Annotated in this window: 26 protein-coding genes, 1 tRNA gene and 1 riboswitch; of the genes, 12 read left to right on the top strand and 15 right to left on the bottom strand. The window is 42.3% G+C overall.

The annotated features are described in order from the left end of the window. Positions 1-206 precede the first annotated feature (206 nt). The 5 genes from E1160_RS16000 (at position 207) to E1160_RS15980 (ending at position 2947) form a co-directional block, all read left to right on the top strand. Positions 207-722, top strand: a complete 516-nt coding sequence (locus tag E1160_RS16000) for a PAS domain-containing protein (protein WP_218048956.1) — start codon at positions 207-209, stop codon at positions 720-722. A gap of 87 nt (positions 723-809) precedes the next feature. Next, the gene (locus E1160_RS15995; RefSeq protein WP_218048955.1) at positions 810-1319 is read left to right on the top strand and encodes a PAS domain-containing protein; all 510 of its coding nucleotides are present in this window, start codon (positions 810-812) and stop codon (positions 1317-1319) included. Between the two features lie 39 nt (positions 1320-1358). After that, complete coding sequence (locus E1160_RS15990; RefSeq protein WP_155157033.1) at positions 1359-1874, top strand: DUF4269 domain-containing protein; 516 nt, start codon at positions 1359-1361, stop codon at positions 1872-1874. 89 nt (positions 1875-1963) lie between these two features. Beyond that, a complete protein-coding gene (locus E1160_RS15985) occupies positions 1964-2464 on the top strand; it encodes an Rrf2 family transcriptional regulator (RefSeq protein WP_155157031.1) in 501 nt (166 codons plus the stop codon). 27 nt (positions 2465-2491) lie between these two features. Then, on the top strand, positions 2492-2947 hold the full coding sequence (locus E1160_RS15980; protein ID WP_155157029.1) for a carboxymuconolactone decarboxylase family protein: 456 nt from the start codon (positions 2492-2494) through the stop codon (positions 2945-2947). 46 nt (positions 2948-2993) lie between these two features. On the opposite strand, the gene E1160_RS15975 is transcribed toward E1160_RS15980, so the two are convergent. Beyond that, positions 2994-3218 carry a VF530 family protein gene (locus tag E1160_RS15975; protein WP_155157027.1) on the bottom strand — a complete coding sequence of 75 codons (225 nt, stop codon included), beginning with the start codon at positions 3216-3218 and terminating at the stop codon, positions 2994-2996. A 672-nt stretch (positions 3219-3890) separates the two neighbouring features. On the opposite strand from E1160_RS15975, the gene E1160_RS15970 reads away from it, so the two are divergent. After that, a complete protein-coding gene (locus E1160_RS15970) occupies positions 3891-4670 on the top strand; it encodes a DUF4197 domain-containing protein (protein ID WP_155157025.1) in 780 nt (259 codons plus the stop codon). 27 nt (positions 4671-4697) lie between these two features. Next, a complete protein-coding gene (locus tag E1160_RS15965; RefSeq protein ID WP_155157023.1) occupies positions 4698-5087 on the top strand; it encodes a hypothetical protein in 390 nt (129 codons plus the stop codon). A 27-nt stretch (positions 5088-5114) separates the two neighbouring features. On the opposite strand, the gene E1160_RS15960 is transcribed toward E1160_RS15965, so the two are convergent. Then, positions 5115-5202: transfer RNA gene (locus E1160_RS15960), tRNA-Leu, on the bottom strand. 156 nt (positions 5203-5358) lie between these two features. Between E1160_RS15960 and lipB the strand changes: the two genes are divergently transcribed. The 5 genes from lipB (at position 5359) to E1160_RS15935 (ending at position 10495) form a co-directional block, all read left to right on the top strand. Continuing rightward, the gene (gene lipB / locus E1160_RS15955; protein ID WP_407923910.1) at positions 5359-6009 is read left to right on the top strand and encodes a lipoyl(octanoyl) transferase LipB; all 651 of its coding nucleotides are present in this window, start codon (positions 5359-5361) and stop codon (positions 6007-6009) included. Between the two features lie 28 nt (positions 6010-6037). Further along, positions 6038-6144: riboswitch (TPP riboswitch) on the top strand. 89 nt (positions 6145-6233) lie between these two features. Continuing rightward, positions 6234-7244 (top strand): thiamine ABC transporter substrate binding subunit, encoded by a 1011-nt coding sequence (gene thiB / locus E1160_RS15950; protein WP_155157018.1) that lies wholly within the window; start codon positions 6234-6236, stop codon positions 7242-7244. A 34-nt stretch (positions 7245-7278) separates the two neighbouring features. After that, positions 7279-8901, top strand: a complete 1623-nt coding sequence (gene thiP / locus E1160_RS15945) for a thiamine/thiamine pyrophosphate ABC transporter permease (RefSeq protein WP_155157016.1) — start codon at positions 7279-7281, stop codon at positions 8899-8901. Next, the gene (thiQ, locus tag E1160_RS15940) at positions 8898-9614 is read left to right on the top strand and encodes a thiamine ABC transporter ATP-binding protein (RefSeq protein WP_155157014.1); all 717 of its coding nucleotides are present in this window, start codon (positions 8898-8900) and stop codon (positions 9612-9614) included. Before thiP ends, thiQ begins: the two co-directional genes overlap by 4 nt. Before the next feature lie 134 nt (positions 9615-9748). Next, a complete protein-coding gene (locus tag E1160_RS15935; RefSeq protein ID WP_218048954.1) occupies positions 9749-10495 on the top strand; it encodes a substrate-binding periplasmic protein in 747 nt (248 codons plus the stop codon). A 35-nt stretch (positions 10496-10530) separates the two neighbouring features. Here E1160_RS15935 and E1160_RS15930 read toward each other — a convergent pair whose 3' ends face one another. From E1160_RS15930 to E1160_RS15870, 13 genes are all read right to left on the bottom strand, one after another. Further along, positions 10531-10731, bottom strand: coding sequence for a hypothetical protein (locus tag E1160_RS15930; protein ID WP_155157010.1), 201 nt, complete (start codon positions 10729-10731; stop codon positions 10531-10533). Positions 10732-10959: 228 nt separating this feature from the next. Beyond that, positions 10960-11901, bottom strand: coding sequence for a hypothetical protein (locus tag E1160_RS15925; RefSeq protein WP_155157008.1), 942 nt, complete (start codon positions 11899-11901; stop codon positions 10960-10962). Positions 11902-11920: 19 nt separating this feature from the next. Continuing rightward, on the bottom strand, positions 11921-12199 hold the full coding sequence (locus tag E1160_RS15920) for an acylphosphatase (RefSeq protein WP_155157006.1): 279 nt from the start codon (positions 12197-12199) through the stop codon (positions 11921-11923). 64 nt (positions 12200-12263) lie between these two features. Then, entirely contained in the window at positions 12264-14264 is a 2001-nt protein-coding gene (locus E1160_RS15915; protein WP_155157004.1) for an acetyl-CoA carboxylase biotin carboxylase subunit, read from the bottom strand. Positions 14265-14285: 21 nt separating this feature from the next. After that, positions 14286-15818 (bottom strand): acyl-CoA carboxylase subunit beta, encoded by a 1533-nt coding sequence (locus tag E1160_RS15910; protein WP_155157002.1) that lies wholly within the window; start codon positions 15816-15818, stop codon positions 14286-14288. 326 nt (positions 15819-16144) lie between these two features. Further along, the gene (locus E1160_RS15905) at positions 16145-16843 is read right to left on the bottom strand and encodes an ATP12 family chaperone protein (protein WP_155157000.1); all 699 of its coding nucleotides are present in this window, start codon (positions 16841-16843) and stop codon (positions 16145-16147) included. A 71-nt stretch (positions 16844-16914) separates the two neighbouring features. After that, complete coding sequence (locus E1160_RS15900) at positions 16915-19752, bottom strand: AsmA family protein (RefSeq protein WP_155156998.1); 2838 nt, start codon at positions 19750-19752, stop codon at positions 16915-16917. Next, on the bottom strand, positions 19753-20424 hold the full coding sequence (locus tag E1160_RS15895) for an HAD-IA family hydrolase (protein ID WP_155156996.1): 672 nt from the start codon (positions 20422-20424) through the stop codon (positions 19753-19755). Positions 20425-20446: 22 nt separating this feature from the next. After that, complete coding sequence (locus E1160_RS15890) at positions 20447-21457, bottom strand: RluA family pseudouridine synthase (RefSeq protein ID WP_155156994.1); 1011 nt, start codon at positions 21455-21457, stop codon at positions 20447-20449. A gap of 87 nt (positions 21458-21544) precedes the next feature. Then, positions 21545-21922 carry a fluoride efflux transporter CrcB gene (gene crcB / locus E1160_RS15885; RefSeq protein WP_155156993.1) on the bottom strand — a complete coding sequence of 126 codons (378 nt, stop codon included), beginning with the start codon at positions 21920-21922 and terminating at the stop codon, positions 21545-21547. A 9-nt stretch (positions 21923-21931) separates the two neighbouring features. Further along, complete coding sequence (locus tag E1160_RS15880) at positions 21932-23248, bottom strand: replication-associated recombination protein A (protein WP_155156991.1); 1317 nt, start codon at positions 23246-23248, stop codon at positions 21932-21934. Positions 23249-23253: 5 nt separating this feature from the next. Continuing rightward, a complete protein-coding gene (locus E1160_RS15875; RefSeq protein ID WP_218048953.1) occupies positions 23254-24726 on the bottom strand; it encodes a DegQ family serine endoprotease in 1473 nt (490 codons plus the stop codon). Positions 24727-24831: 105 nt separating this feature from the next. After that, complete coding sequence (locus E1160_RS15870; protein WP_155156987.1) at positions 24832-25947, bottom strand: DUF2336 domain-containing protein; 1116 nt, start codon at positions 25945-25947, stop codon at positions 24832-24834. Positions 25948-26059: the final 112 nt, after the last annotated feature.

The following is a 26059-nucleotide window of genomic DNA, read 5'->3' as shown; positions in this document are numbered from 1 at the left end:
TTTTATTAGTAATGTTTAGATACCATTTACCTAATCAATATTTATACGGTTAGACCCGCTGGGTCTATCTTTTTAATAATAAAGGCATTTTGCTTAAGATACGAAAAAATGCCAGAAGAGGCCTTTTGATCTGGGTCGCTATAAAAATAGCATTTTTTTAACCGAGAAGAGCAAGTCGATTTAGAGATATGTATTCAGCTGCAAAAATGTCCATAGCAATGGAGGAAGACTTTCTTCAGAATGTCGAAGATTTCCATGCCTCCGCAAACGTATTTGAGGTTCATGCAAAAAGTGATTTAACGTTGCGTTGCACAAAGAGCATTTATAATTGGTGGTCAAGCTACAAAGGCAACATCCCATATAAACAAGACTTTCAAATAATTAACCACCTAAGGCATGCTTCAAATATTTACTTAGCTCACCGCATTGCTAATGGCGTCTATAAATTCGTTGTATGTGGTGAAGATGTAAATACGATCACAGGAAGAGAAACACATAATCGAACCGTGAAATATAGAGATATTCATGAAAACCATGAAGACAATTTCAACGATCTAATTAGATATTATGATCAGGTTCTAGAAAAAGAAAATTGCCATTTCTGTGTCGGCAATATTCATATGCTTGGAAAGCATACACGCGGATACGAATCCGTTGATTGCCCTCTGCTAGATAAAGAGGGGCGAGCAAATTATATATTAGGAGCCATCCAGCTTACTTAAGAATAGGCATAGTTTTAAGGCAGATGGATCATTAAAGGAAAGTGAGTTTACTTGCCAAATGATGATTGGAAATGCAGCAAGCCCCGCTTGCTAACAAAAATTGAAAATGAAGGAGCGCGCGTTCTTTTAAACCATTGGTCAGAAATTTATGAACGCGAAAACCGCTTACCTCAACGCACAGATATTGACCCAATTTCCTTTATCAAATTCACCCCTTATATCTGGATAATCAAAAGAGTTTCAGGTGAGGAATACATCTATCGTTTAGCAGGCGATCATATCATAGAAAATTTTGGGACAGGTATCGCAGGGACTTATATCCATGACTTTTTCTCTGGTGAAATGCTAGACACAATGATCACGTTTTTAAATAAAATCACGGACGAAAACACCGTTGCTCTCCATCATGGTTACCGCTATCTTCCAACCTGTGATTATCCAGTACAATATGAACGACTTTCTCTTCCGCTTGCTAATCATGACGGCAAAGTTAAATACATTATTGGATATACATTCTTTCATGGAATTCCTGATATGGCAGAAGCAATCCTAGGAAAAAACAGTGCTTTCACACATGAAGAATATTATACTATCTAGCCGAAGGGCTCACTGTTAGATGAAAGCTGCTTATCTAGAATGAAGTCAAATTACCAAACGGCTCTCTCACGACTCAATTTATTGGAAATCCTAAAAGAATTCACGCCGGCTGTTATCGGAACACCTCCGTTAGATATTGAAATAGAACTCAGCGATATTGATATTGCTTGTTACACTAAGGATTTAGATGGATTTCAAGCTCATCTCAATGATCATCTTGGACATTTAAAACAGTTTCAAAGCCATAGATATATCCGAAATCAGGTTCCGACAGTTCTGACCTCCTTCCATGCCTATGAATGGGAATTTGAAATCTTCTGCCAGAATATCCCTGTATGTTATCAATGGGGTGTTCGTCATTTTCATGTTGAACAAAGATTACTTTCTTTAAGACCAAGCTTAAGAAAAAAAGTGATCAACCTTAAACAGCAAGGCATTAAAACAGAACCTGCCTTTGCCCAAATCCTTGGTTTAACAGGTGACCCCTATCAAGCGATTGTCGATCTGGAAACCTTGTCAGATGAAGATTTATTAGAATTTCTCAACCGAGTTTAACTTCACCAGAAAATTAATATTCAGATAGCTCTTGATTTAAAAAAATAATCATGGATATATTTTATCCATGATTAAGAGGAGATCATAAAATGAAATTAGGTGATGGTGTTGAACAGGCCATACATGCAGTGGCAATGCTAGGAACAGTCGAAGATGGCTATGTGCTATCTGCGGCGGCTTTGGCGGAATATCACGGTGTTTCAACTAGCTATCTGTTAAAACATCTTCAAGCACTTTCCCGGGAAGGTATTTTAAATACAGTTCCCGGTCCGAAAGGAGGCTATAGTCTGGCACGTCCGACAGATAAGATCAGCTTGTTAGATGTTGTACTCGCAGTTGAAGGTCGCGCCCCTGCCTTTCGTTGCAAGGAAATCCGGCAAAAAGGACCGAATCCCCTTCCCAAAGAATATTACAAGGCCCCCTGCCAAATTAATGCCGCCATGTTGAAAGCCGAATGGGCCTATCGCACAGAATTGGACAAAGTCACCATTGCAAGCCTTCTGGATCAAGTGATGGCAGAAGATGACGGCAGCTTACAGGCGCAGGGATGTGCCTTCTTGGAAGCAAATCAACGCCCCTTAAAATCTTAATGTAAGGATTAAAGAAAGGATAAACTCATGGAACAAAGAATGGATTATATCACGGCTTCACCAGAAGCATTTCAAGCTGTATTGGGATTGGAAGAATTCGTCTCGCAAAGATCCGGCATTGAAAAAGGTATTTTACATCTGCTGAAAATTCGCGCTTCCCAAATCAATGGCTGTGCCTATTGCATTGATATGCATATGAAAGAAGCACGCAAACATGGCTTTGGCGATCAATGGTTATCCTTGATTTCCGTTTGGCGTGAAAGCCCGGTTTACAGTGATAAGGAGCGTGCGGTTTTAGCATGGACAGAATCCCTCACCAATGTAGCTCAAACAGGGGCACCAGATTCTGACTATGAATTGTTAAAGCCACATTTTTCCGATGAAGAAATCGCAAAGCTGACTGTGGCTGTGGGCACCATTAATATCTGGAACCGCATCGCTGTTGGCCTTCGTGCCCAACATGAAATCGATAAAGTAAATTAAGTGCTGTTTTAGATATTCTCAGACCTAGGCCTCGTATTTGCGGGGCTTATTTTTTGCAAAATGTCGAAATATAAAGGTTTTCAACCTTATCTCTCGCCCATTGAGTTTTTCGTAAAAACTTCAAAGACGACTTCACAGAACAATCAAACTTAAAACAGTTGATATTGATCCGCTTCCCTAACCCGTCCCAGCCATAATGCTCCACAAGTTCAGTCACAATTGTTTCAAGTTTAATCCCATGTAGCGGGTTATTTGGTTGTTGGTTAGTCATCGCTTAAACCAAGATAATCTCAATCTTCATCGTAGAAATAACTGCCATATTTCTGAAAAACGGTCTCAGATTTAAACGGCATAAAATTGCCTGCATTTTTCCATTGTATACCATATTTTGTCGCGAGTAGACCACATTCAACATTGTATTTACTATGATATCTTTCACACGCATAATTCCCAGAATTCCTGAGTGTGTCCGAACAGGCTGTATGCGGGCAATAATAGTAATATGACCGATCACCATATGTATCTACGAAAAATAAAGTTGTATCTTTTCTTTCAATGAACGATTCAAAATTTTTAGCCGTATAATAATTAAGTTTAAGTGGCTGGTCTTTACTAAAAGATGAAGTTTGACAAGCTGCGATAAATACAATCGCAAAAAATAAGAGTGATATCTTAATAAAAACAGATTTCATAATTTCCCCCTTTTGAAGCCTCCGTTCCCATTACATGATTAACCTACTATTATCAATAGAATAGGCTTTAATTTTTCAGACACTTGAAATCTCAATAATAACGAGAGTTTCATGTTGTGATTTCTAACATTTCTATCAAATAAATTGATCCGCAATTTATGTAATGAAAACTGTTAGGAAAAACATCGCAATATGTTTAAACTTCCTTTCACAAACCTTGCAACGCATATTTCCGAAGGTCAGAGTTCACTATGCTAAGAAATCGTTCCGTTTCAGCCCTTTCCATTTTGATGATGTTACCCGCCCTTACAATATTGAATAACTCCAAAGCTGAAGCTTCGAGCTGGTTGGATAAATTGCAAGATGTGATTACAGAAACGGGCGTAACCGAAAGTGAAAACTCAGGTAGTAGCGGCGTTGCAGGTCTTTTATCCAATGAAGAAGTTATCGAAGGACTTAAAGAAGCCTTAAATGTTGGGGTTCAAACGGTGGTAGGACAGCTAGGTGCCGCGGATGGCTTTAATGGGGACCCCAAGATTCATATCCCACTCCCCAAAGAACTTACAGCTGTTCAATCCACATTAAGTCAATTCGGCCTGTCTTCTATGGCCGATGATATTGAATTGCGCCTCAATAGAGGGGCCGAAGCAGCCATGCCTAAAGCGCGTGATCTGGTCTTAAAAGCTATTCAGGATATGAGTTTTGAAGATGCTAAGGCGATCTATGAAGGTCCCCAAGATGCGGCCACATCTTATTTTCGTAAAGTTTCCACATCTGATCTCAAACAAACCATCTCCCCCGTTATTGATCAAAGCCTTCAGGATGTTGGCGCGATCCAAGCCTATGATCAGCTACTCGGTGAATATGACACAATTCCCTTTATGCCTGATCTAAAAGCCGACTTGACGGACCACGCCACAGATTTAGCTTTGGAAGGTTTATTTCATTACCTAGCTATAGAAGAAGCCGCCATTCGCGAAAATCCTGCCCAATATGGAAAAGATATTTTGCTCAAACTTTTTGGGCAATAAGTTTAACATATATTCAGGAAATCTTGGATGATCGAGCGTTTTGAGAAATTACTTCGAGTACCAATTGTAGCAATAATAATTATTTCTTGCTGCATTTTGATCGCTTCTCCTGTGTTTTTTTCTAACCTAGATCGTATCTCTACATACATTACATTTAGCATGTATATCTTAGCTGCATCAATTCCTTGGATGCGCTGGCCCTATATTGGATTAGGGATACTAATTATATTAATATTGCATGTTATAATCCAATATCCCTTCGACGATTTCAAAATGTTGCCCAAGAGTAAAAGTGGGCTAGTTTTCTATGGTATTTTGTTTTATCTTCACATCGGGAACTGGTTTGCAATGATTGTTGCTTCGGTCATGGAGTTTTTACATAAAAAACTAAAAGAAAACCCTGCTTCAGATAACTGAACGGGGTTCTTGAACTCTTTAGAGTTATGGTGCGGTCGAGAAGACTCGAACTTCCACGGGCTATTAACCCACAGCGACCTCAACGCTGCGCGTCTACCAATTCCGCCACGACCGCATCGCATTTGCCTTGTTAGAAATAATTCTATCAGGCTTGGTAGAAGTCCCAAATCCTTGAGACGGGTGGTGAATAACAAAAGGGGGCTGGCTAATCAAGCCCATTCTTCCTATATATGCTGTCATGACTGAAAATTTTAGCGATCTAAACAAAGAAATCGAATGGAAATACGGGCTGGATGGCAAAGACGGCTATGTAGACTATGAAACCGCCACCGCCTTTATGGAACAACGGGTGGCCGATATTCAGGCAGGTAAAGCGCCGGAATGCATCTGGTTTCTGGAACATCCCCCTCTTTACACCGCAGGCACCAGCGCGAAGCGTGAAGACCTACTCACCCCCGATCGTTTTCCAGTATATGACGTGGGGCGTGGTGGACAATATACCTATCATGGTCCGGGTCAACGAATCGCTTATGTGATGTTGAATCTAAAAAAGCGCAATCCCGATGTACGCTGGTTTGTCGCCCATCTGGAAGAATGGGTCAAAAACGCACTTGAAGAGTTCAATGTGGTTGGTGAAACACGCGAAGGCCGTGTTGGCATTTGGGTAGATCGTGGCAATGGTTATGAAGACAAAATTGCCGCCATTGGTGTGCGCCTTCGTAAATGGGTCACTTTTCATGGTATCTCCATCAATGTGGAACCGGACCTGTCCCATTTTGGCGGGATTGTACCATGCGGCATCGGGGATGAGAAACTAGGCGTGACCTCTTTGGTTGACTTGGGATTGCCCGTAACCATGCATGATCTGGATATGGCTTTAAAATCCACATTCGAAGCGAGTTTTGATCCTGAGGCATCTTGATTCTCACGTTAAAACCGCATAAATTCTGCTGATCTCAACGGGGTGCTTTGCAAGCTGAGATTCGAAAACTTTCTTCGAAAACCCGCTGAACCTGAACCGGGTAATTCCGGCGGAGGGATTGAGGAAATCACAGAGTTTTTCAAATTCTGAAAATTTCATACAAGACCGCCGCTACCCATTAACCAAATTGGGTCCTTTAAACAGGAACCTTAATGGAGCGCGAAATGAGCTTATCTCAAACATTTAAGAAATCTCTTGCCGTTGCCGTATTGGCTTTGGCCCCTGCTTTGGCAAATGCCAATGACAATGTCCTCACCGTTTATACTTACGATTCCTTCACCTCCGATTGGGGGCCGGGTCCACAAGTGGAAAAAGCGTTTGAAGCAGAATGCGGATGTGACTTACAATGGGTTGCTACCGAAGACGCGGTTGGCCTTTTAAGTCGTTTACGTCTTGAAGGATCAAACAGCAAAGCGGATATAGTTCTTGGCCTTGATCAAAATCTAATTTCCCGTGCAAAAAACACCGAACTTTTTATCGAAAGTGCCACAGATCTTTCCAAACTCAGCTTGCCTAATGGATGGAGTGACACAACTTTTGTTCCGTTTGATTATGGCCATTTTGCTTTTGTGTATGATTCAAGCAAAACAACCCCACCGACAAGCTTAAAGTCATTAGTGGAAGATGCAGATGTATCTATCGTGATCCAAGATCCGCGTACGTCTTCCCCGGGCCTTGGTTTATTGCTTTGGGTAAAATCCGTATATGGCGACCAAGCAGGCGAAGCGTGGGAAAAACTATCCAAGAAAATTGTTACCACCACAAAAGGCTGGTCCGAAGCGTACGGGATGTTCCTGGAAGGGGAAGCAGATATGGTGTTGAGCTATACCACTTCACCTGCCTATCACATGGAAGCAGAAGGCGAATTTAAATATAAATCTGCGCCCTTCAGCGAAGGCCATTATGAACAAATCGAAGTGGCCGCAAAATTGAAAAACGCGCCTAATCCCGCTTTGGCAGATCAATTCCTGAACTTTATGGTATCTGATAAATTCCAATCCATCATCCCAACCACAAACTGGATGTTGCCTGTGGCGGCTGCGGGGGAATTACCAGCAGCTTTTGCCAAAGATAAAATCCATTATCCAGAAACCTCTTTGTCTATCTCATCAGAAGATGTGGCAAAGAATAACAGTGACTGGGTTGATGAATGGTTGGAAGCCGTTAGCCAATAAGCCAGCGGTTTAAGTCCTTCAAAGCGTCCCTGAAATGCGTATCTTTTATAACAACTCCAAATTTGGCAGTGATACAATCTTACTGCTGATATCCATTGGCATATTGATCACGATTTTGGGGACCGCTTTTTTTCATTTAGCCTTACAGGCTGAAAGCTATAATTTCTTCGATGTTTTACAAAGTCGCTATATCAAAAGGGTATTGGTTTTCACCTTATGGCAAGCTGCTCTTTCCACGGGATTAAGCCTTCTATTTGCGATCCCGTTAGCACGATTTTTCTATTACCATAATTTTCCCGGTAAAAGGATCATCCTGACCTATTTTGGTCTCTGCCTTGTCATGCCGGTCATTGTGGCCATCCTCGGGATTATTCAGGTACATGGGAATTCCGGCTATATTGTCTGGATGATGCGAAGCCTTGGCATTGAAACCAAAGGTTATCTTTATGGATTATTCGGTATCCTTTTGGCCCATGTCTTTTTCAACACGCCACTGGCAGTGCGCAGCTTGTTATCCCGCCTGAATGACATCCCACAAGAACAATGGCGATCTGCGATCCAGTTGAATTTCACGCCTTGGCAGCGATTCAGATTAGTTGAATTACCTGCCTTGCGATCAGCTCTACCCGGCTTGGCAGCCTTGATCTTTATGTTATGTTTCACAAGCTTTGCCATTATCCTGTCCCTTGGAGGTGGACCAAAGGCGACCACATTAGAAGTGGCTATCTACCAAGCCCTTCATTTTGATTTTGATATGGCCCGTGCCGTCACCTTATCCGGATTACAATTGGCGATCTGTGCGATTTTAAGCTTTATTCTTGTACGTTTTGGCAAACAAAGTGAAACAGAGATTTCCTATCAAACCGGACAGGAAAGCATTTTAAAATTCCTACAGAACAAAAGCTGGATGGCACGCCTCTTCGGTTGGGTCAGCCTTGCCTTGATCCTGTTATTGGTGTTTCCGCCTTTGTTTTCCGTTATTGCAAAAGCGCTCTATCATTTTGAATGGAATTATTTGAGTAAACCAGCGCTTCTAAATGCAGGGTTGATCAGCCTAGGTATATCGCTTTCTGCCGGAAGTCTCTCTATCCTTTTGGCGGTCAGTTTATGTTTGGGATTACGCCATATCCAAAACAGATCCATACGCAGTTTTGTTGAAACCATCGGGGCACTCATTCTAGTCTTTTCCCCCTTTGCCTTGGCGACAGGGTTATTCATTGTGCTTTCCAATTATGCGAGTTTAGATCAGATCGGACCATTTTTAGTGATCCTGATTAACGCATTAATGTCTTTACCCTTTGCTTTGCGGATTTTAATTCCTGCCTTTCAACAACGGTTTCAGGAAACCCAACCTCTTTGTATCAGTATGGGCATTCAAGGATGGACCCGTTTTCGCATGATAGATTTTTCACTACTTCGAAAACCCATTGGTCTTGCCATGGCCTATGCGACCACCTTATCGATCGGGGATTTCGGGATTATCGCCCTATTTGGTAGTCAGGATTTTTCCACCCTGCCGCTCTATATCTATCGGGCAATTGGGTCCTATCGGTTACATGAGGCAAGTTTTGCGGCCTTGATCCTAATTCTAACCTGCTATCTCTTATTTATTATATTGGAACGCCTGATTGGTGGACCGAAAGGACAAACCCAATGATACAACAAACAGGCCTGATCCTTTCCGATATTCAATATAACTATAAAGATTTAACGCTTCGCTATGACTTCAACTTAAAACAAGGTGACATCCTTGCCCTGATCGGCCCAAGTGGCGGCGGTAAAACAACCTTGTTAGACTTAATCGCAGGTTTCTTATCCCCTCACCAAGGCACACTCTCTTTTCAAGGTAATGATCTTATTCCCCTTGCGCCAAGTGAACGCCCGATCACCATGTTGTTTCAACATCACAATCTTTTCCCACATCTTAGCATTACCCAAAATGTGGCGATTGGTATTGATCCGGGCTTAAAGCTATCTAAAAAAGATCAGGAAAATGTAGCAAACGCCCTTTCCCATGTGGGATTGGATAATATGGGAGAACGTTTACCTGCCACTTTATCAGGCGGCCAACGCCAGCGCGTCGCCTTAGCCCGCGCCTTGGTGCGTCATAAACCACTTCTTTTACTAGATGAACCCTTTAGTGCTCTTGATCCTAGCCTGTCTAAAAACATGATGCGCCTGATCAAACAGGCCCAAGAAGATTTAAACCTCACCGTGATCTATTCTACCCATAGCCCGATGGACAGCCTCGGCTTCGCAGATCAAGTCGCCTATATCAAAGAGGGGAGAATCGAAGAATTTGGAAAACCGGAAGATATCTTAAATACCAATACTCAATCTCCTTCGGTTAAAGACTATTTGGGAAACTAACTTAGTGTCTATAGAAGTATAGATGTATTAAAGATTCTAATTTTTGGTGTCTAAACATATCTAAATTCAAGTTTGAATAAGTAGAAACCTAATTTGTTTTTAAGTAAACTAACAGAAATCAGATGGAGATTCTGTTGTTTCTACGCGATTTAAGATTTGTATTCTGTATCTTAATTTTCCTGCCTTACCATTTCGCATTCGGCGCGGATAAAACTGTTCGTATCACCACATTGGAATTCAGCCCCTATGTCAGTGAAGATCTACCCGGTAACGGTTGGGCATGGCAAATTGCTGAGCGCGCATTGGCCTATGAAGGCTATAAGGTAAAATTAACGATATTACCTTGGGCAAGGGCTGTGAAAATGGTTCAGTCAGGACAATTAGATGCGTTATATCTAGCCAATAAAAATCCGGAACGAGAAATATGGGCCAGTTTCACCGAACCTATCGGAGATGAAATATCTGTCCTGTTTAAACGGCGGGATAATGAAATTAGCTTTGAAGCTTTATCCGATTTACAACAATATAGAATTGTCACGCTAAATAGTTCCCATGTTGAAAGTATTCTTAAAAATCAGGGCTTAAACATCCATTCCGTCAGCAACTATAAATTCGGCACCAACCAAGTTTTTCACAAACGGGCAGATGCATTTGTCACAGACAAATTTGTAATGCTGCATTTTTTACGCACCCAGATGCCATCTACATTCTTCCAACAGCTTGATTTCATTGATCAGCCCGTCGATCAAAACCAGCTTCATCTTGCCGTTTCCCGCAAACATAAAGGTCATATTGCGATCACAGAAAGCTTTAATCGAGGTCTCGTAAAGCTACACGCATCAGGTGCCTATCAAGAAATCCTACAATATTATGGGTTTTAAAAGAATGTGAGGGATAAAACCTTATGAGGTCGCTATTAATCATCACGCGATAATTCAGCATCAGCAATAGATTGCGTCGCATTTGGTCCTTTGGTTTTTTGCGGATAAAACATAAGAAATTTTAAGGTGAATAAGCTTACCGCGAATGCCACTAAATAACTCCATTTGGTTTCACTATAATGAGCAGCAACAGACCAAGTTATCGCCAAAGAAATAAGAATTAAAAAAAATCGCATAACGCCCTCAGAAACTATAAGACTATCTTGTATCATAAGAATTATTTGATCATAAGAGATTGAGCATATTTACAACTTACCGTCACGATATAACTCTTCAAACAAACTATCTTCGCGCGGGAACTCTTCCCAAAGGCACAGCATCTCTATCAGCTTTCTCGTAGAACAAAACGCCTAGTAAAATTATAAAAATTGCTCTTTTCATTTTATTACCACCCCCAATCAGTCTTATCCTTTGCAGTTGATTTGCTTCTCTTTATCCGCCATTGATATAAAGAAATCTCCTCCTTGATCTGCATATTCAAAAAAGGCCACATATGTGTATAAACCTTGGGGAGTTTTTTCATTAAAACGATATTTCTGCATATTATCGTCGCAACCATTCAAAGTTATAATTTTACCATTTTTAAGTTGCTCATCTACCCATAACGCCCAGATTTTTCTAAAATCACCTTTCTTAAAATAGCTAAACCAATCATCATAAGGATCATGAACAGAGCATCCATTATAAACCGATTGCTGATAACTTCTCTCCAAAACAGTTAAATGAATTGGGAAAGATTTATCACTCCATTTAATCTGGTTCACATCTCGCAACCAATCCTCTTCCCATAATTCCGACATATCAGCAGTATCAGCAACTTCCCCACTTGAAATGGGTTCAATACATCTCTTAAACATCATATCTATGAGAGTAGCGCGTGCTTCGCTGGCAGCAGTTTTTGAGGCAATTGGAATGTTAATATTAAAACGCTTTGGGAGTTTCTCTGGTAAATTGTTTTTACTGGTAATAAAAATCTTCAAAGATTGATTCAAGGAGTTCTCGAAATTTACTTTATCTTCAATTGATAGCGCATTTGTTCTTACTTTATCGACTTTAATGATTTCTTTTTTATCATAGGATATTTCTGCGATTAAAAACCCATCATCCATAAATGGTAATTGGATATCATTTTGCAAAATGGCTCTTTCAGCTAACCATGTTAGTCTAACCCAAGTTTTCCCAGAGGAAGAGGTGTAATATTTATCATAAAAAACACTTGGCTCACTCATCGATATTGGTGCCCAATTCCACAAACCTATATCAATCAAAAGCAATCTAAAATTTTCTTTACAGCCCGATAATAAGAAAATAACGGCAAATAAAACTATTATTTTTCTATAAAACATATTTCCCCCGTATATACTTTTACATTGTTGGAAGTTTATGGAACCCAGCATCCTTAGGAGCTTCACAAGCTTCAACCAAGACAGCAGTGACCCGCGCCAACTGAGGGCCATCCTCACAGCGCTTAAGCATTTCATCAACAATTGAGTCATCCCCTGAAAACAGGGCCTCAACGGAGCTATCCACCCGATTTCGCACCCAGCCGTTTAAGCCGAGTTCCTTGGCATTTTCCACTGTCCAGTTTCGATACCAGACGCCCTGCACTTTGCCTTCGATACGTGTGAGAACTGATTTAGTCATAGTGAACCTCGCCTAAGAAAAAGGCGGCCTATAAAGGACCGCCTTTAAACTTATAGTTTAGAGTTTATTCAAACTCTACGATTTTTTGGTCAACGGCGAGGTTATCGCCATCTTCTGCATAAACCGCTTTGATGGTGACATCCTGTTCAGCGCGCAGGATATTTTCCATTTTCATGGCTTCTACCACTGCAAGTTCACTACCAGCTTTCACTTGGTCACCTTCTTTGACAGAAAGACGGACCAACAAGCCCGGCATTGGGGACAGCAGGAATTTGGAAAGATCAGGTGGCTCCTTATACGGCATCAAGCGTAAGAGATGTGCCAAGCGACGTTCGATCAGTTGTACCCGAATACGCGCGCCGTCATGGGACAGGATACTGCCGCCTTCGGATGTATCGAGCTGCATCACCACGGGGGCATCATTCACCATTGTCTTCACAATCGGCTCAATCGGGCTCCAGCTAGACTCAATTTCAAACTCTTCACGATCCACTTTCACCGTCACATGAGTATCAGAACGTTTTTTGATTTTGATCTTATACTCGATCTTATCCTTTTCACCCAAGAAGGCATTAAACTTACCCTTCTTAAACGGCTCCGCAGGTGTGGCACGGCCGGATAAGCCTTGTTCTTCTTCCAATTCACGCATATGGATCATAGACGCCACGGCTGCAAAAAGTTTTGGGTTCTTAGGGGCTAATAACGCTTCCGTCATGCCGTCTGGATAATGATCCCCGATAAAGTTGGTGGTCATATTCCCTGCACGGATGTCTTCATCCCCACAAAGCTGGTTCAAGAAACCAAGGTTATGACTAAGACCACGTACATGATACAGGTCCAAGGCTTGCTGCATATTATCAAAAGCTTCCTTGCGATCCTTACCCCCGGTGACCAATTTGGCAATCATCGGGTCATAGAACATGGAAATTTCAGCACCTTCTTCAACACCCGTATCCACACGAACTTTGCCTTCGATTTCTTCCGGGGCTGTATATTGAACCAGACGACCGGTGGATGGCAGGAAGCCACGTTCTGGGTCTTCCGCATAAAGACGCGCTTCAAGGGCCCAGCCTGTCAATTTCACATCTTCCTGCTTCATTGGCAGTTTTTCATCATTTGCCACACGGATCATCAATTCGACCAGATCATAACCTGTGATAAGCTCGGTAACCGGATGTTCCACCTGCAAACGTGTATTCATTTCTAGAAAATAGAAGTTTTTATCCTTATCCACGATGAATTCCACAGTACCGGCGGAGCAGTAATCAACTTCCTTCGCCAAGGCCACAGCCTGTTCCCCCATGGCTTCACGGGTAGCTTCATCCAAGAATGGAGATGGGGCTTCTTCCAATACTTTTTGATGACGACGTTGAATAGAACATTCACGTTCTCCAAAATAGAGGGTATTGCCGTGTTTATCTGCCATGACCTGAATTTCAATATGGCGTGGTTGTTCAATGAATTTTTCAATAAACACACGATCATCCCCGAAAGAGGCACGGCCTTCATTCATCGCAGATACAAGGCCTTCGCGGCATTCATCATCATTCCAGGCAAGGCGCATACCTTTACCGCCACCACCAGCAGAGGCCTTCAACATCACCGGATAACCAATGCCGTTAGCAATTTTTACGGCTTCTTCTGGATCGTCGATTGCTTCCACATGACCGGGGACAGAACTTACACCTGCATTGATCGCCAGTTTCTTGGATTCGATCTTGTCACCCATGGCTTCGATCGCGCCTTTAGGTGGCCCAATAAAAGCAACGCCTGCTTTTTCCAACGCTTCGGCAAAGAGCTTATTTTCGGACAAGAAACCATAGCCCGGATGGACAGCTTCGGCGCCTGTTTGTTTGATCGCATCCAAAATCTTGTCGATCACAAGATAGCTTTCCGCCGACGCCGCAGGGCCAATATGCACAGCTTCATCCGCCATACGCATATGCAAGGCACCATCATCTGCATCGGAATAAACCGCCACAGTTTTAATGCCCATTTTCTTGGCTGTTTTAATCACGCGACAAGCAATTTCGCCGCGGTTCGCAATGAGAATTTTCTTAAACATTTTTCTAAATCCTCCTAAAACTTAAAGCGGGATATTGCCGTGCTTGCGCCACGGATTTTCAAGTTTCTTAGTGCGTAACATACGCAATGCACGTGCAATACGTGGACGTGTGTTATGCGGACGGATCACATCGTCAATAAAGCCCAGTGAGCCTGCCACGAATGGATTGGCAAACTTATCTTTATATTCCTGTTCTTTTTCTGCGATTTTTTTAGGATTATCACGATCTGCACGGAAGATAATCTCAACCGCCCCTTTCGCACCCATCACCGCGATTTCCGCAGACGGCCAAGCGTAATTCACATCCCCACGTAGATGTTTAGACGCCATCACGTCATAAGCCCCACCATAGGCTTTGCGAGTAATCAAGGTTACCTTTGGTACCGTTGCTTCGGCATATGCATAAAGAAGCTTGGCGCCATGTTTAATGATACCGCCATATTCTTGGGACGTGCCCGGTAAGAAGCCCGGTACGTCAACCAAGGTTAAGATTGGGATGTTGAAACTGTCACAAAAACGGATAAAACGTGCGGCCTTAATAGAACTCGCAATATCCAGACATCCTGCCAAGACCATTGGCTGGTTGGCAACGATACCAACTGTTTGCCCTTCGACACGGGCATAGCCACAAATGATATTGGCTGCATATTCAGGTTGGACTTCAAAGAAATCACCTTCATCCACCATTTTATGGATCAGCTCTTTCATATCATAGGGTTTGTTCGGGTTTTCCGGAACCAACGTATCCAAAGACATTTCCACGCGATTGGCCGGGTCAGATGTCGGCTTACTTGGCGCTTTCTCACGATTGTTACTTGGCAAGAAACTTAAGAAACGACGCAGCTGGCCAATGGCTTCCACATCATTTTCAAACGCTTTATCCGCAACACCGGATTTGGTTGTATGGGTAATTGCACCGCCAAGTTCTTCCTGTGTAACTTCTTCGTTGGTCACGGTTTTTACAACTTCCGGACCTGTCACAAACATGTAAGAACTATCTTTCACCATAAAGATATAATCAGTAATTGCAGGAGAATAAACCGCCCCACCAGCGCAAGGTCCCATGATCATGGAAATTTGCGGGATCACGCCAGATGCCAATACATTCTGTTGGAAGACATCCGCATAACCAGCCAGCGATGCCACACCTTCCTGAATACGTGCACCACCAGAATCATTCAGGCCGATCACAGGAACGCCGACTTTCATAGCCTGTTCCATCACCTTGACAATTTTACGTGCATGCGCCGCCGAAAGAGACCCACCAAATACGGTAAAATCTTGAGAGAAAACAAATACCTGACGGCCATTTACAGTGCCATATCCAGTTACAACACCATCCCCCGGCATTTTGTTTTCTTCCATGCCAAAATCGGTACAGTCATGTTCGACGAACATGTCCCATTCTTCAAAAGACCCTTCATCAAGAAACAGATCAATCCGTTCTCGCGCAGTCAGTTTCCCCTTGCTATGCTGCGCATCAATACGACGCTGCCCACCGCCTAATCGGGCTTGGTCCCGTTTTTCTTCCAAGGCATGGATAATATCTTTCATCAAGCTTACCCTTTGTTGTTTTAGTTACTCACACCGCAAATATCTTGCATTTCAAATCATGACTATTAGGTATGGATTACACCCGTTTTCCTACCCGCCTCACATAATTAAAAAAGGACTATAACACCGATCACTTCTTTAACCACACACGCCACCATACGCTACCGTATGGAAAATAGATATAGCAAGAAAATGCATCGCGCAAGAAAAAGCATACCATACGCTAGCGAATGGTACAAAAAATACGCAAAAACAATGGCTTCAACAATGATACAAATCAGTCGAAACCAAATAATGTTATAATTTTATTTCAAGATTAATTTAAATCAGGCGCGTAAAGCTTTAAGAAAAGTTTCTGCTTGGGTCATTTCACGATGATATTTTTCGCGACGATCCTGTGCTTCGAAATCTTCCCCCCATAATTCAGCTTGATGAAGCTCATCTAGAAGGCCTAATTTCAACGCCTCAGCAGCAGGGAGCTCTTCACGCAATACCGCAAGCCCTAGAACAAGTGATCCAGACATTGTCGTAAATTCATGTAAGGCGGTTAGTTCAAAAGCAGTTGTCGCATGTACAAGCTTCGCCAGCGCAGAAACAGCTTTTTCATCTTGCTCCACATGCATAATACCAGTGGTAACTTTCAAAGGTGCATCCAACTCACGCATTGCCCAATCGATCCATGGATTCCATTGATCTTGCTGCTTACGCACCAATTCTTCCTGAGTGGGTTCCGCGCGATAACACAATAGATCGTTACCACCATATTCTGCCAGCATATCCGCGATCTCTTTATGCGATGGCATCACACGATCAACCGTCGTATTTGCAAGGGTCATAATCGGCATTGAAGTTGGATCAACTTCTTCACCTTGTGCATTCCATTCTTCGGCAATGATTTCAGCTAAAGCAGCTGATGGCACTTCAAGTGTGACTTTGGATTTCGTTTTGATAGATCGTCCATCTAACTGCACAACAAAGTTATCGCCAGATTCAGCAATACCTGCATTCTTATAAAAGCGTTTCATCTGCTATTTTCCACATAACCAACAAGGATTGAACTTCTTGGCGGAGGATATGCCACGAGGGCACCAAAGAATCAATCTTGCTGCCCACCAAGAATATTAAAAATTCCTTCAATGGCTTTGGTTCCCAAATCATTGATAATACTTTCGCCACGCTCTGCTTCACGAGTTTTCGCCTTGGCATTTGCACCTGTACAAGGTGAATCTTTATGATTGAGAGGAAGAACACTTCCCGCAACAGAGAAAGGAAATAAGACGCCGGATAAGACTGTCCCAGTCAAAGAGGCCACAGTTCCTGCAGGATCAGGATAAACATTAAACTTCCTAAAATCGCCACTAACGATGACAGGCAATGCGGCACCAATCCCCAAGATATCCCCTTGAGGTGTTACTACCAGATCAATCTCCTCTTCCCCCAGATCAACTGTTCCCGTTGATGTAATTGTTGAAACGCTTGAATCAAAAAGTAAACTTTTCGTTTTCATAATCCCTTGTTCGATGGGGTAATCGGCAATGAAACAGTAAATCTTCACACCATCATCAGCTTGCCCGCCAGTAAAAAGCTCAGTAAAAACAGCTGCGCCAGCACCAAAATATTTAGTGATTGAATCCGCATTCATCACACCATTGGCCATCGCCATTTGCACATGACCTTGCATATTAGAGGCAAGTTGTTGAGGGGACTTCCCTTTGGTTTTTAAATCTAGACTAACTTGCACATCACCATTGATTAATTTCGTATAACCAACCACGCTAAGCAAAGCATCCACATTAAATTCTTTGGCCTTTAAAACGATATCCGTATCGATTTGACCGGAGGAAGTATCAAAGTTCATATATCCTTCCGCAAGATGACCGTCTCCATCTCCAAGCTCAAGTTTTTGTGTCTTAAGATTGCCGTTTATCAAAGATGCTTTCACATTTAAGGGGCTAATCGCAAGATCACCTTCAACCAATTTATTTATGGAGACATCTAGATTAACATTCGCTGATTTTAACTTTGAGAGATCAATTTCAGCTTTTGATAGTCTGTATAATTTCACTCTTGGCTTGGTTGGTTCTTTGAAATCCACTCTATTTTCAGTATATTTTCGTCCCAAATGAGATGTAGTTTCTTGATGGCTTTCCACAGTTTCACGAGATTTGGCAGCAGTTTTTAATTTATGGGCCTGCGATTTACGTAAATCACCCATAACAATACGCTGACTTGAAAGAACCGCGTTTATTTCCGGAACATCTTTCTTAAGTGAAATTTGCACATGTCCTGAAATATCTGAATCTTGAACTTGAAGCATGAAATTCTTCACATCAAAATACTCATCTTTCATCGATGAAAGATCACCTTCCAGTTTCACATTTTTCCATCCGGGTAATTTCAATCCAAATTTTTGGGCGGTCTGTGATACATCAGCCAATTTTAGATTATAATCCAAATTCATCTCACGCTCAGACAACAAATTCTGAATAGAGCCTGTTAATTTTGCATCCACTTTTTGACCAGATTTAACATGCAAATCAAATGCGTTTAGATTGAGATTAGCGGGATAATCTCCATTAATTTTTGCAGAAATACTTCCATGCCCCAAACTCGGAATTGGATAATTAAGATAGCTGGATAATTCCGAAATGTCAGAAACACTTGCTTCCGTGACGATTTTTATATCGGATTGCTTTAAAACATCACCGACATCACCAGTTAACTTTGCTGAATAATGATTCTTCTTAATTAAAGTCGCAGTTATATCCGAAAGAGTGATTTTATTTTCAAGACCACCACTTAACTTAGTATCAACTGCAAGCTGCCCTAATTCAGGATAATCAAAATCAGTTACCAGCAATCGAATAAACTCATTAATGGATTGAATTTCAGCCTGTGTAGAAACATGAATTCCATTCAGGGCAATGATATCATCAACGGCACCGTCGATAACCACACGATGCTTTCCTGATTTATTTACGGACCAATATAAATTTTGAGCAGCTAATCGCCCCTGTTCATCGGCCTTCAAGGTTGCGGATAATTCAGTGCTGCCAAGGTCGGGCACATCAAACCCACCAAAGATATGAGACAAAGCAGAAAACTTACTAATATCATTGGACATAATAAAGATATCAGCATTCGCACCAGCAGCTTTCCGTGGGTTTTGAAGATTTCCATTTAAATCTAGCTGAACTCCAGCGACATCTCCGGTCAATGTAAAAGGCCAAAATAATTCTTCGTCAAAAAGCTCACTAAAGCTTCCTGTCTCCCCTTCTACAAAGAAGGGGATACTAGATGCATCCCCCTCAAGAGAGATGCTTCGCTTTCCGACATTCTTACTTTCTGTAACAGTCAGATTATATAAATTAAAGATACGCTTTTCAGGTTCTTGAGTATCCGCGTATGTAACTTTTAGCCTATTTATTTCTGCCGCATGGATAATAGGCAAGATTATTGGCTCTTTAGGTTTAAGGCCGCGCTCAGATACGATCGGAATAGTATTATCTGTGTGTTTAGATACTGGGGCCTCTTCTGTAGAAGGAAAGTTTAATTGCCCATAGTCGTCACGCTGGATATGCAAAGTCGCATCATTAATCTTGATATGATTCACTTCAAGCAATCTATCAAAAGGCAATCGACTTAAATCAAGATCAATTTCAAGCTCCCCTACCTCAAGCATTACGGGCTCATTTGCCCATGGTGCATTTAGAAACTCAACATCGCTCACACGTAACCTTGGTGTAAATAAAGATAACGAGACATCTAATTCACCATGGATAACTAAATCTCGGCCCGTAAGATCTTTTACCTGTTCTTCAACGAAAGCTTTATGTTCATTAAAATCAATACTGAACAAAACCAAAAGTGCCACAGCGCTTAAAATTGCTATGCCGGAAAATAATGCTGCTATAACTTTCGCTACCATACGCATCTATCTAATAAAAACCTCATCTAACAATTCAGGTAAATCATTAAAGCTGGAAATTACTTTATATGACCCAGCCTGCAATAGCATTTCCGGTGCATGATATCCCCAGTCGACACCAATCGAAATCGCCCTCGCATTAACGCCTGCTTCAATATCATAAACTGTATCACCAATCATAACCGTATCGCTAGCCTCAACACCACATTCCAACATAGAATCCAATAAAATATCCGGATTTGGTTTCCCTGGGCCATCATCGGCTGATTTTAAAGTCGTGAATAAATGATCAATACCATGATCTTTTACTGTTCTTTCTAACCCTCTTCGCCCCATTCCGGTCGCTATTCCTAGGAAATAACCTTTATCGTAAAGCTTCGTTAAGGTTTTTCGGCAATCTGGAAAGAGCGGGGACATCTGCGTACCGGGTAACTTAACCTCATAAACCGCTTTTTTATAATTTTCGACCATGCGATGCAGCAAATCCATATCGTCTTTCTGACATAGATTATACATCATTTGCATTAAAGGAAGGCCAACTTGATGACAAATATCTTTGCGAGAAGGTTCTTCAAACCCTTCTTGTAGAAAAGCATAGCATGTTGCTGTCACAATGCGTGATTGGGAGTCAGTTAAAGTACCATCACAGTCAAAAATCACTAATTTAGGTCTATCCATCCCGATCACATATTCACTTTATCTATTCTAAATCTTCAAATGGATCTTGGTTAAGCCAGTCTTCATATTCGAAACCAATTCCCTTTAAGGTCTTTAAGAAATAATCTGGCAAAGTCGCCTTTATGGCTGGCCCCATTTTGTTGTTTTTCTCATCTGGCAATTGTAATTCACGTGCATGTAAATGCATTTGTTTAGCAATATCCTCGCTATCAACAAATGCTTCACGTCCGCCATATTTACCATCGCCAAGAATTGGCGTACCAATTGCAGCCATATGGGCACGTAACTGATGCGTACGCCCCGTTTTTGGCCATAAAGCGACCAATGCCAAACGACGGCCTGCCCGTTCCATTGTCATAAATTCAGTGACAGCATTTTTACCGTTTTCTTCATCCACAACAACACGTTCACCGCCTTTTCCACCTAGCTTACCCAGTGGGTGGGTGCAACGCCCTTCTTCTGGATCAGGAATACCAACAACAATTGCCCAATATATTTTACGAGTAGTACGATGTTTGAATGCACGTCCAATCGTGGTAGCGGATGCACGATTACGTGCTAATAATAATACACCTGACGTATCACGGTCTAACCGATGCACAAGACGTGGCTTTTCATCTGCTTCATATTGTAAAGCTTCTAACATGCCATCTAAATGGCGCTCTGTCTTGGTTCCCCCTTGCACAGCAAGGCCGGCCGGTTTGTTAATAGCAATGACATCGTTATTTTTAAAAATAACCAAGCTTTGTACAAATTTAATATCTGCATCGCTTAAAGGTTTCGGACCACGCGGTTTACCTGATTTTGCCGGATCGACTGTCGCATTATCATCCAGTGGCGGGATACGAATTTCCTGCCCAACTTCAAGGCGTTGATTCGTTTTAGCACGCTTACCATCCACACGCACCTGTCCTTTACGAACAATCTTCTGTAACTGACCGAAAGGTAATCCTGGAAAATAAGTTTTAAACCAACGGTCTAATCGCAGGCCTTCATCTTTGTCTTTGACACTACGTGTTTGTACACCGCTCATCCTATTTTCCTATTCAATCAAGCGTTAATTTCAAGCGTTTCTTTTGACGGATTTATATGACTTTTTCAAGTCATCACCCATAATAAACTATGTAAACTGTCTTACGAACATCATCGCAAGCATCAGCGCTATAATTGCGCCGGCGACAGAAACACCCACATATAAGATCATCATGAAAGACTGACCTCTTTGCATCAATAAAACGGTATCTAATGCGAATGTGGAAAAGGTAGTAAAGCTTCCTAAGATTCCAACAACGAGAAAAGCACGAAATTCCTGTGATAAAGACCAATGCATTGCAGACATCTCAATCAATGCCCCCATTAAAAACGCTCCCAGAATATTACATAGCATAATGCCCCACGGGAAATGACCAGCCATTTGGCTATTTATCCAATGAGCAAAAAAATGACGAGCCAATGCCCCAACGGCACCCCCCGCAGCAATTGCTAAAATCATATTCATAAGAATAGGTTATATCTTATTGCGTTTTTTGCGCAAGCCTTCCCAATATTCCAGGCGTTTATTTACGTCTCGTTCAAAACCTCGCTCAACAGGCTGATATAGTTTCTCACGTGCCAAATTTTCTGGAAAGAAGTTTTGCCCAGAAAATCCATCTTCTGAGTCATGGTCATATTGATATCCAACCCCATATCCCATCTCGCGCATCATCTTTGTGGGCGCATTCAAAATATGTTTCGGTGGCGGCAAAGAACCAGTTTCTTTCGCTAAACCTTTCGCGGCTTTCAGGGATTTATATTGGGCATTTGATTTTGGCGCAGTGGCTAAATAGACAACAGCTTGAGATAAAGCCATTTGCCCCTCAGGATTACCCAACCGTTCAAATGTTTGCCACGCATTTAACGCTTGAACGGCTGCATTCGGGTCTGCCATCCCAATATCTTCATAAGACATAACCAATAGGCGGCGCGCAATAAAGTTGGGATCTTCACCGCCTTCCAGCATGCGCCCTAACCAATAAAGAGCGGCATCTACATCAGACCCACGCACAGCCTTATGGAGTGCAGAGACCAAGTTATAATGACTATCTTGGCCTTTATCATATACCGGCAGGCGTTTTTGCACCACACGCCCTAGTTCTTCCACGTCCATTTCGTTAGATGTGCCAAGTGCATAAAGCGCTTCTGCCATGTTTAATAAATAGCGGCCATCCCCATCCGCCATATCCATCAGAGCCCAACGCGCTTCCTGTGTGAGAGGTAGTTTTCGATCTTCCTCTTCTTCTGCACGTTGAAGCATAGTTTCAAACGCGTCATGTTCCAAGCGGTTCAGGACAAAAACCTGACACCGGGATAGTAAAGCCGCATTTAGTTCAAAGCTTGGATTTTCTGTCGTTGCCCCGACAAGAATGATTGTGCCGTTTTCAACGTAAGGCAAAAAGCTATCTTGCTGTGCTTTGTTAAATCGATGAATCTCGTCCACAAAAAGACAAGTGCCTTGCCCTTGCATTCGACGGGATTCTGCTCGGTCAAATACTTTACGTAGGTCTGCAACGCCGGAAAATATCGCACTTAAAGGTTCAAAAGCCAAATCCGTGTGATCAGCTAGTAGGCGTGCAATTGTGGTTTTACCGCATCCGGGTGTACCCCATAAAATCAAAGATGTTAAACGTCCTTGATCAAGGAAACGTCGAATACTGCCTTCTGGACCTAAAAGATGGTCTTGCCCCACAACATCATCAATGGTTTTGGGACGCAAACGATCTGCCAATGGACGCGGAGCATCCGCACCAAACAGACTATTTTCAAATCCTGTTACGCCCCCAGCCATAATCTTTAACGCACCTCAATTACATGTTTACGGCCATTACGTTCAATCACCACATGCCATTCCCCGCCATCTGTTTCAAGCGCATCACGTATATCTTGAACCATTGGCGTATCCTGACCGTTAATAGCTAGGATACGATCACGGTTTTTCATCCCAAGACGCGCAGCTGGTGAGCGTTTAATGACACCAGACACAACGACACCTTTTGCATTGCTTGGCATATATAATTCTTCAGCAACAGCCGGTGATAAATTATAAAGACGTAGACCGGCTAATGGAGAATGCCCTTCAACAATAAATTCATCACGTGCAGGTGTTTCAGGTGGGGCAATCAAATCAAAAGACACTTCTTTTATCTCACCACCACGCAGCAATGACACCTTCGCCGTACCGCCAATACCGCGTGTTGCCAATCGGAAACGTAAAACTTGCCCGTCTTCAACGTCGTAATCTTCAACTGACAAAATCACATCCCCCGGCTGCACGCCAGCTTTCTTAGCCGGACTACCTTCAAAGATATCTTCAACAAGCACACCGCCGGGACGATCCATGCCTAACGCATCTGCAATTTCACTTGTCACATCGCGACCATTAAATCCAAGCCATGGGCGTAATAATGGCTCACCCGTAATTGCGCTATCCACAACAGCTTCAACCATTGTTGCAGGAATAGCGAAACCGATTCCAACACTACCACCTGTCTTTGAAAAAATAGCGGTGTTAATACCGACAACTTCACCATTCATAGACATCAAGGCGCCACCAGAATTTCCAGGATTAATCGCGGCATCAGTTTGAATAAAGGAGCGGAAGTCTGACACACTTACAGCTGTACGGGCCAACCCAGAAACGATACCTGATGTCACTGTTTGGCCGACACCAAATGGATTACCAATTGCTAACACAAGATCCCCAACTTCCAGCGCATCTGAATCACCAAAAGTTAAAGCAGGTAATTTTTCTTTCACTTTCTCAAGTTCTAGTACGGCTAAATCTGTACGATCATCAGCTAAAATAACCTTTGCATCAAATTCTCGACGATCAGACAAGACCACGCGGATTTCAGTCGCCCCCGCAATCACATGATTGTTTGTAACAACAACACCATTGTCTTTTACAATCACACCCGATCCTAAGGAGTTTTCTACTTTCTTTTTCTTGCCACCTAAATTGAAACGATTACCAAAAAACTTTTGAAAGAATGGGTCATTAAAGAGGGAAGCACCTTGACGACTCTCAACAACTTTCTTGGTATAGATATTCACAACTGCAGGCGCAGCTTCTTTTACCAATGGCGCAAACGATAATTGCATTTGCATTTGGCTTTCGGGAGTTATCTTCGTTTCTTCTGCCTGTGCAGGTTCAACCGAAAAAGGGTTTACGGACACAGAAACTACAAAAGCCAATGCAGCAGCAACGCTGCTAACAGTGTGCTTACCGAAACCTAGTTTTTGAATTTTAGGTCGGAATATATTCATCATAATCTTCATAAGACTTTATATTAGGGAGATATATGTCAGAAACAAGGCGACTTCATTAGAAAATCGCCGTCTCATTCTCTATTTTATTTTTTTCGATAAAAACTAAGCAACCTGATTAAACTTGTTTAACAAGTAATCAACGTTTTCCTCACCATATCGACCGATAACATCTTCATGTGCGGTTAAAATATGCTCCAACATCGAACGCGTTTGCTGCTCTAAATCTGCATCTGTGCGTTCTTTCTCGTTATCACGGGCTAAAGAAACACCTGTACGGAAGGCAGGTAGGAGACTAGATGGCAATCCCCCTTTTGCATAAAGGGACTTGAACCCTAAATCACCTTCATCATGAATGAGGATACGTGCATTTTGTAAAGGTACATCAGCCATAATCGCCAAAGCATTTTCGAAAAACACAAGATCTCCAACGCATAAAGATCGAAATACAATAGAAGGTGTTAACCGACCATTATTATGAAGCTGTCTCACCAAGGCCTCTACATCCGTTTCATCGTTATATGTGGCAGCAAGGCCAATGGTTGCACGCTCCCGAGCTTGTAAGACTAAATCAGTAGCTGTTTCTTCAGATAACTCGTGATGTTGAACCAGATAATCTTTTAATTCGTCTGTTAACTTACTTACAAGTTTTTCTGTAATTGTGATTGGTAATGTTGGGCGATGAACCAATGGACGTTGTACATCTTCGTCTTCACCATAGGTTTCCACAACTTTGTCCAAGACGCCTTCAGATAAATTAACGCGCTCATTAGACACAAGTGCCACAACAGCTGTTTTATCAGCTTCATCAACCAAAACATGCGCAACACCATCCGTCACGTCTTCACGAGAAGCAACAGCGACCTGACGTTGTGGCGCCTGAGTACGTACGATATCAATCAGGTCATCTTCGCTTAAGGCTTCAGAAAATTGAATAATTGGTAAGGCAACCTTATCACTAATATCCTTGGCTAAAGTAACAGCAACATCAGCAGGAACGCCCGCTGCATTTTTCAAATTCTGGGAGAGGGCCTGACGCACACGTTCTTCTGCATCTTTTGCTAATACACGAAAAATCTCACTGGCGAGTTTTTGTTCTACTTCACCCAGACTTCCGTCTTGGAAACTAGATGCTACTTTTGCCGCGGTCTCAGTTCGAGTCTCCGCAGAAGGATCCGTCATTAAACGTTGTACATCAGCAGCAGATAATGTTGTGCCCATATTAACAAGCCTCTCAAGCGTTAGTTTCTGCCTATCTCATCCGCAATTTGCGCGAAGTTCCCCAATAACAGTTGAGTAAATTTCACCAATCAACAGAAACAATCCTGTTCTT

The organism is Curvivirga aplysinae, assembly GCF_009711445.1.
Taxonomy (GTDB): domain Bacteria; phylum Pseudomonadota; class Alphaproteobacteria; order UBA8366; family Aestuariispiraceae; genus Curvivirga; species Curvivirga aplysinae.
This window is presented reverse-complemented; position numbering and strand designations above follow the sequence as displayed.

Coding starts and splice junctions, on each gene's coding strand:
- E1160_RS16000 (WP_218048956.1), top strand. CDS start 207: ATGTCCATAGCAATGGAGGAAGACTTTCTTCAGAATGTCGAAGATTTC.
- E1160_RS15990 (WP_155157033.1), top strand. CDS start 1,359: ATGAAGTCAAATTACCAAACGGCTCTCTCACGACTCAATTTATTGGAA.
- E1160_RS15985 (WP_155157031.1), top strand. CDS start 1,964: ATGAAATTAGGTGATGGTGTTGAACAGGCCATACATGCAGTGGCAATG.
- E1160_RS15980 (WP_155157029.1), top strand. CDS start 2,492: ATGGAACAAAGAATGGATTATATCACGGCTTCACCAGAAGCATTTCAA.
- E1160_RS15975 (WP_155157027.1), bottom strand. CDS start 3,218: ATGACTAACCAACAACCAAATAACCCGCTACATGGGATTAAACTTGAA.
- E1160_RS15970 (WP_155157025.1), top strand. CDS start 3,891: ATGCTAAGAAATCGTTCCGTTTCAGCCCTTTCCATTTTGATGATGTTA.
- E1160_RS15965 (WP_155157023.1), top strand. CDS start 4,698: ATGATCGAGCGTTTTGAGAAATTACTTCGAGTACCAATTGTAGCAATA.
- thiB (WP_155157018.1), top strand. CDS start 6,234: ATGAGCTTATCTCAAACATTTAAGAAATCTCTTGCCGTTGCCGTATTG.
- thiP (WP_155157016.1), top strand. CDS start 7,279: ATGCGTATCTTTTATAACAACTCCAAATTTGGCAGTGATACAATCTTA.
- thiQ (WP_155157014.1), top strand. CDS start 8,898: ATGATACAACAAACAGGCCTGATCCTTTCCGATATTCAATATAACTAT.
- E1160_RS15930 (WP_155157010.1), bottom strand. CDS start 10,731: ATGCGATTTTTTTTAATTCTTATTTCTTTGGCGATAACTTGGTCTGTT.
- E1160_RS15925 (WP_155157008.1), bottom strand. CDS start 11,901: ATGTTTTATAGAAAAATAATAGTTTTATTTGCCGTTATTTTCTTATTA.
- E1160_RS15920 (WP_155157006.1), bottom strand. CDS start 12,199: ATGACTAAATCAGTTCTCACACGTATCGAAGGCAAAGTGCAGGGCGTC.
- E1160_RS15915 (WP_155157004.1), bottom strand. CDS start 14,264: ATGTTTAAGAAAATTCTCATTGCGAACCGCGGCGAAATTGCTTGTCGC.
- E1160_RS15910 (WP_155157002.1), bottom strand. CDS start 15,818: ATGAAAGATATTATCCATGCCTTGGAAGAAAAACGGGACCAAGCCCGA.
- E1160_RS15905 (WP_155157000.1), bottom strand. CDS start 16,843: ATGAAACGCTTTTATAAGAATGCAGGTATTGCTGAATCTGGCGATAAC.
- E1160_RS15900 (WP_155156998.1), bottom strand. CDS start 19,752: ATGCGTATGGTAGCGAAAGTTATAGCAGCATTATTTTCCGGCATAGCA.
- E1160_RS15895 (WP_155156996.1), bottom strand. CDS start 20,424: ATGGATAGACCTAAATTAGTGATTTTTGACTGTGATGGTACTTTAACT.
- E1160_RS15890 (WP_155156994.1), bottom strand. CDS start 21,457: ATGAGCGGTGTACAAACACGTAGTGTCAAAGACAAAGATGAAGGCCTG.
- crcB (WP_155156993.1), bottom strand. CDS start 21,922: ATGAATATGATTTTAGCAATTGCTGCGGGGGGTGCCGTTGGGGCATTG.
- E1160_RS15880 (WP_155156991.1), bottom strand. CDS start 23,248: ATGGCTGGGGGCGTAACAGGATTTGAAAATAGTCTGTTTGGTGCGGAT.
- E1160_RS15875 (WP_218048953.1), bottom strand. CDS start 24,726: ATGAATATATTCCGACCTAAAATTCAAAAACTAGGTTTCGGTAAGCAC.
- E1160_RS15870 (WP_155156987.1), bottom strand. CDS start 25,947: ATGGGCACAACATTATCTGCTGCTGATGTACAACGTTTAATGACGGAT.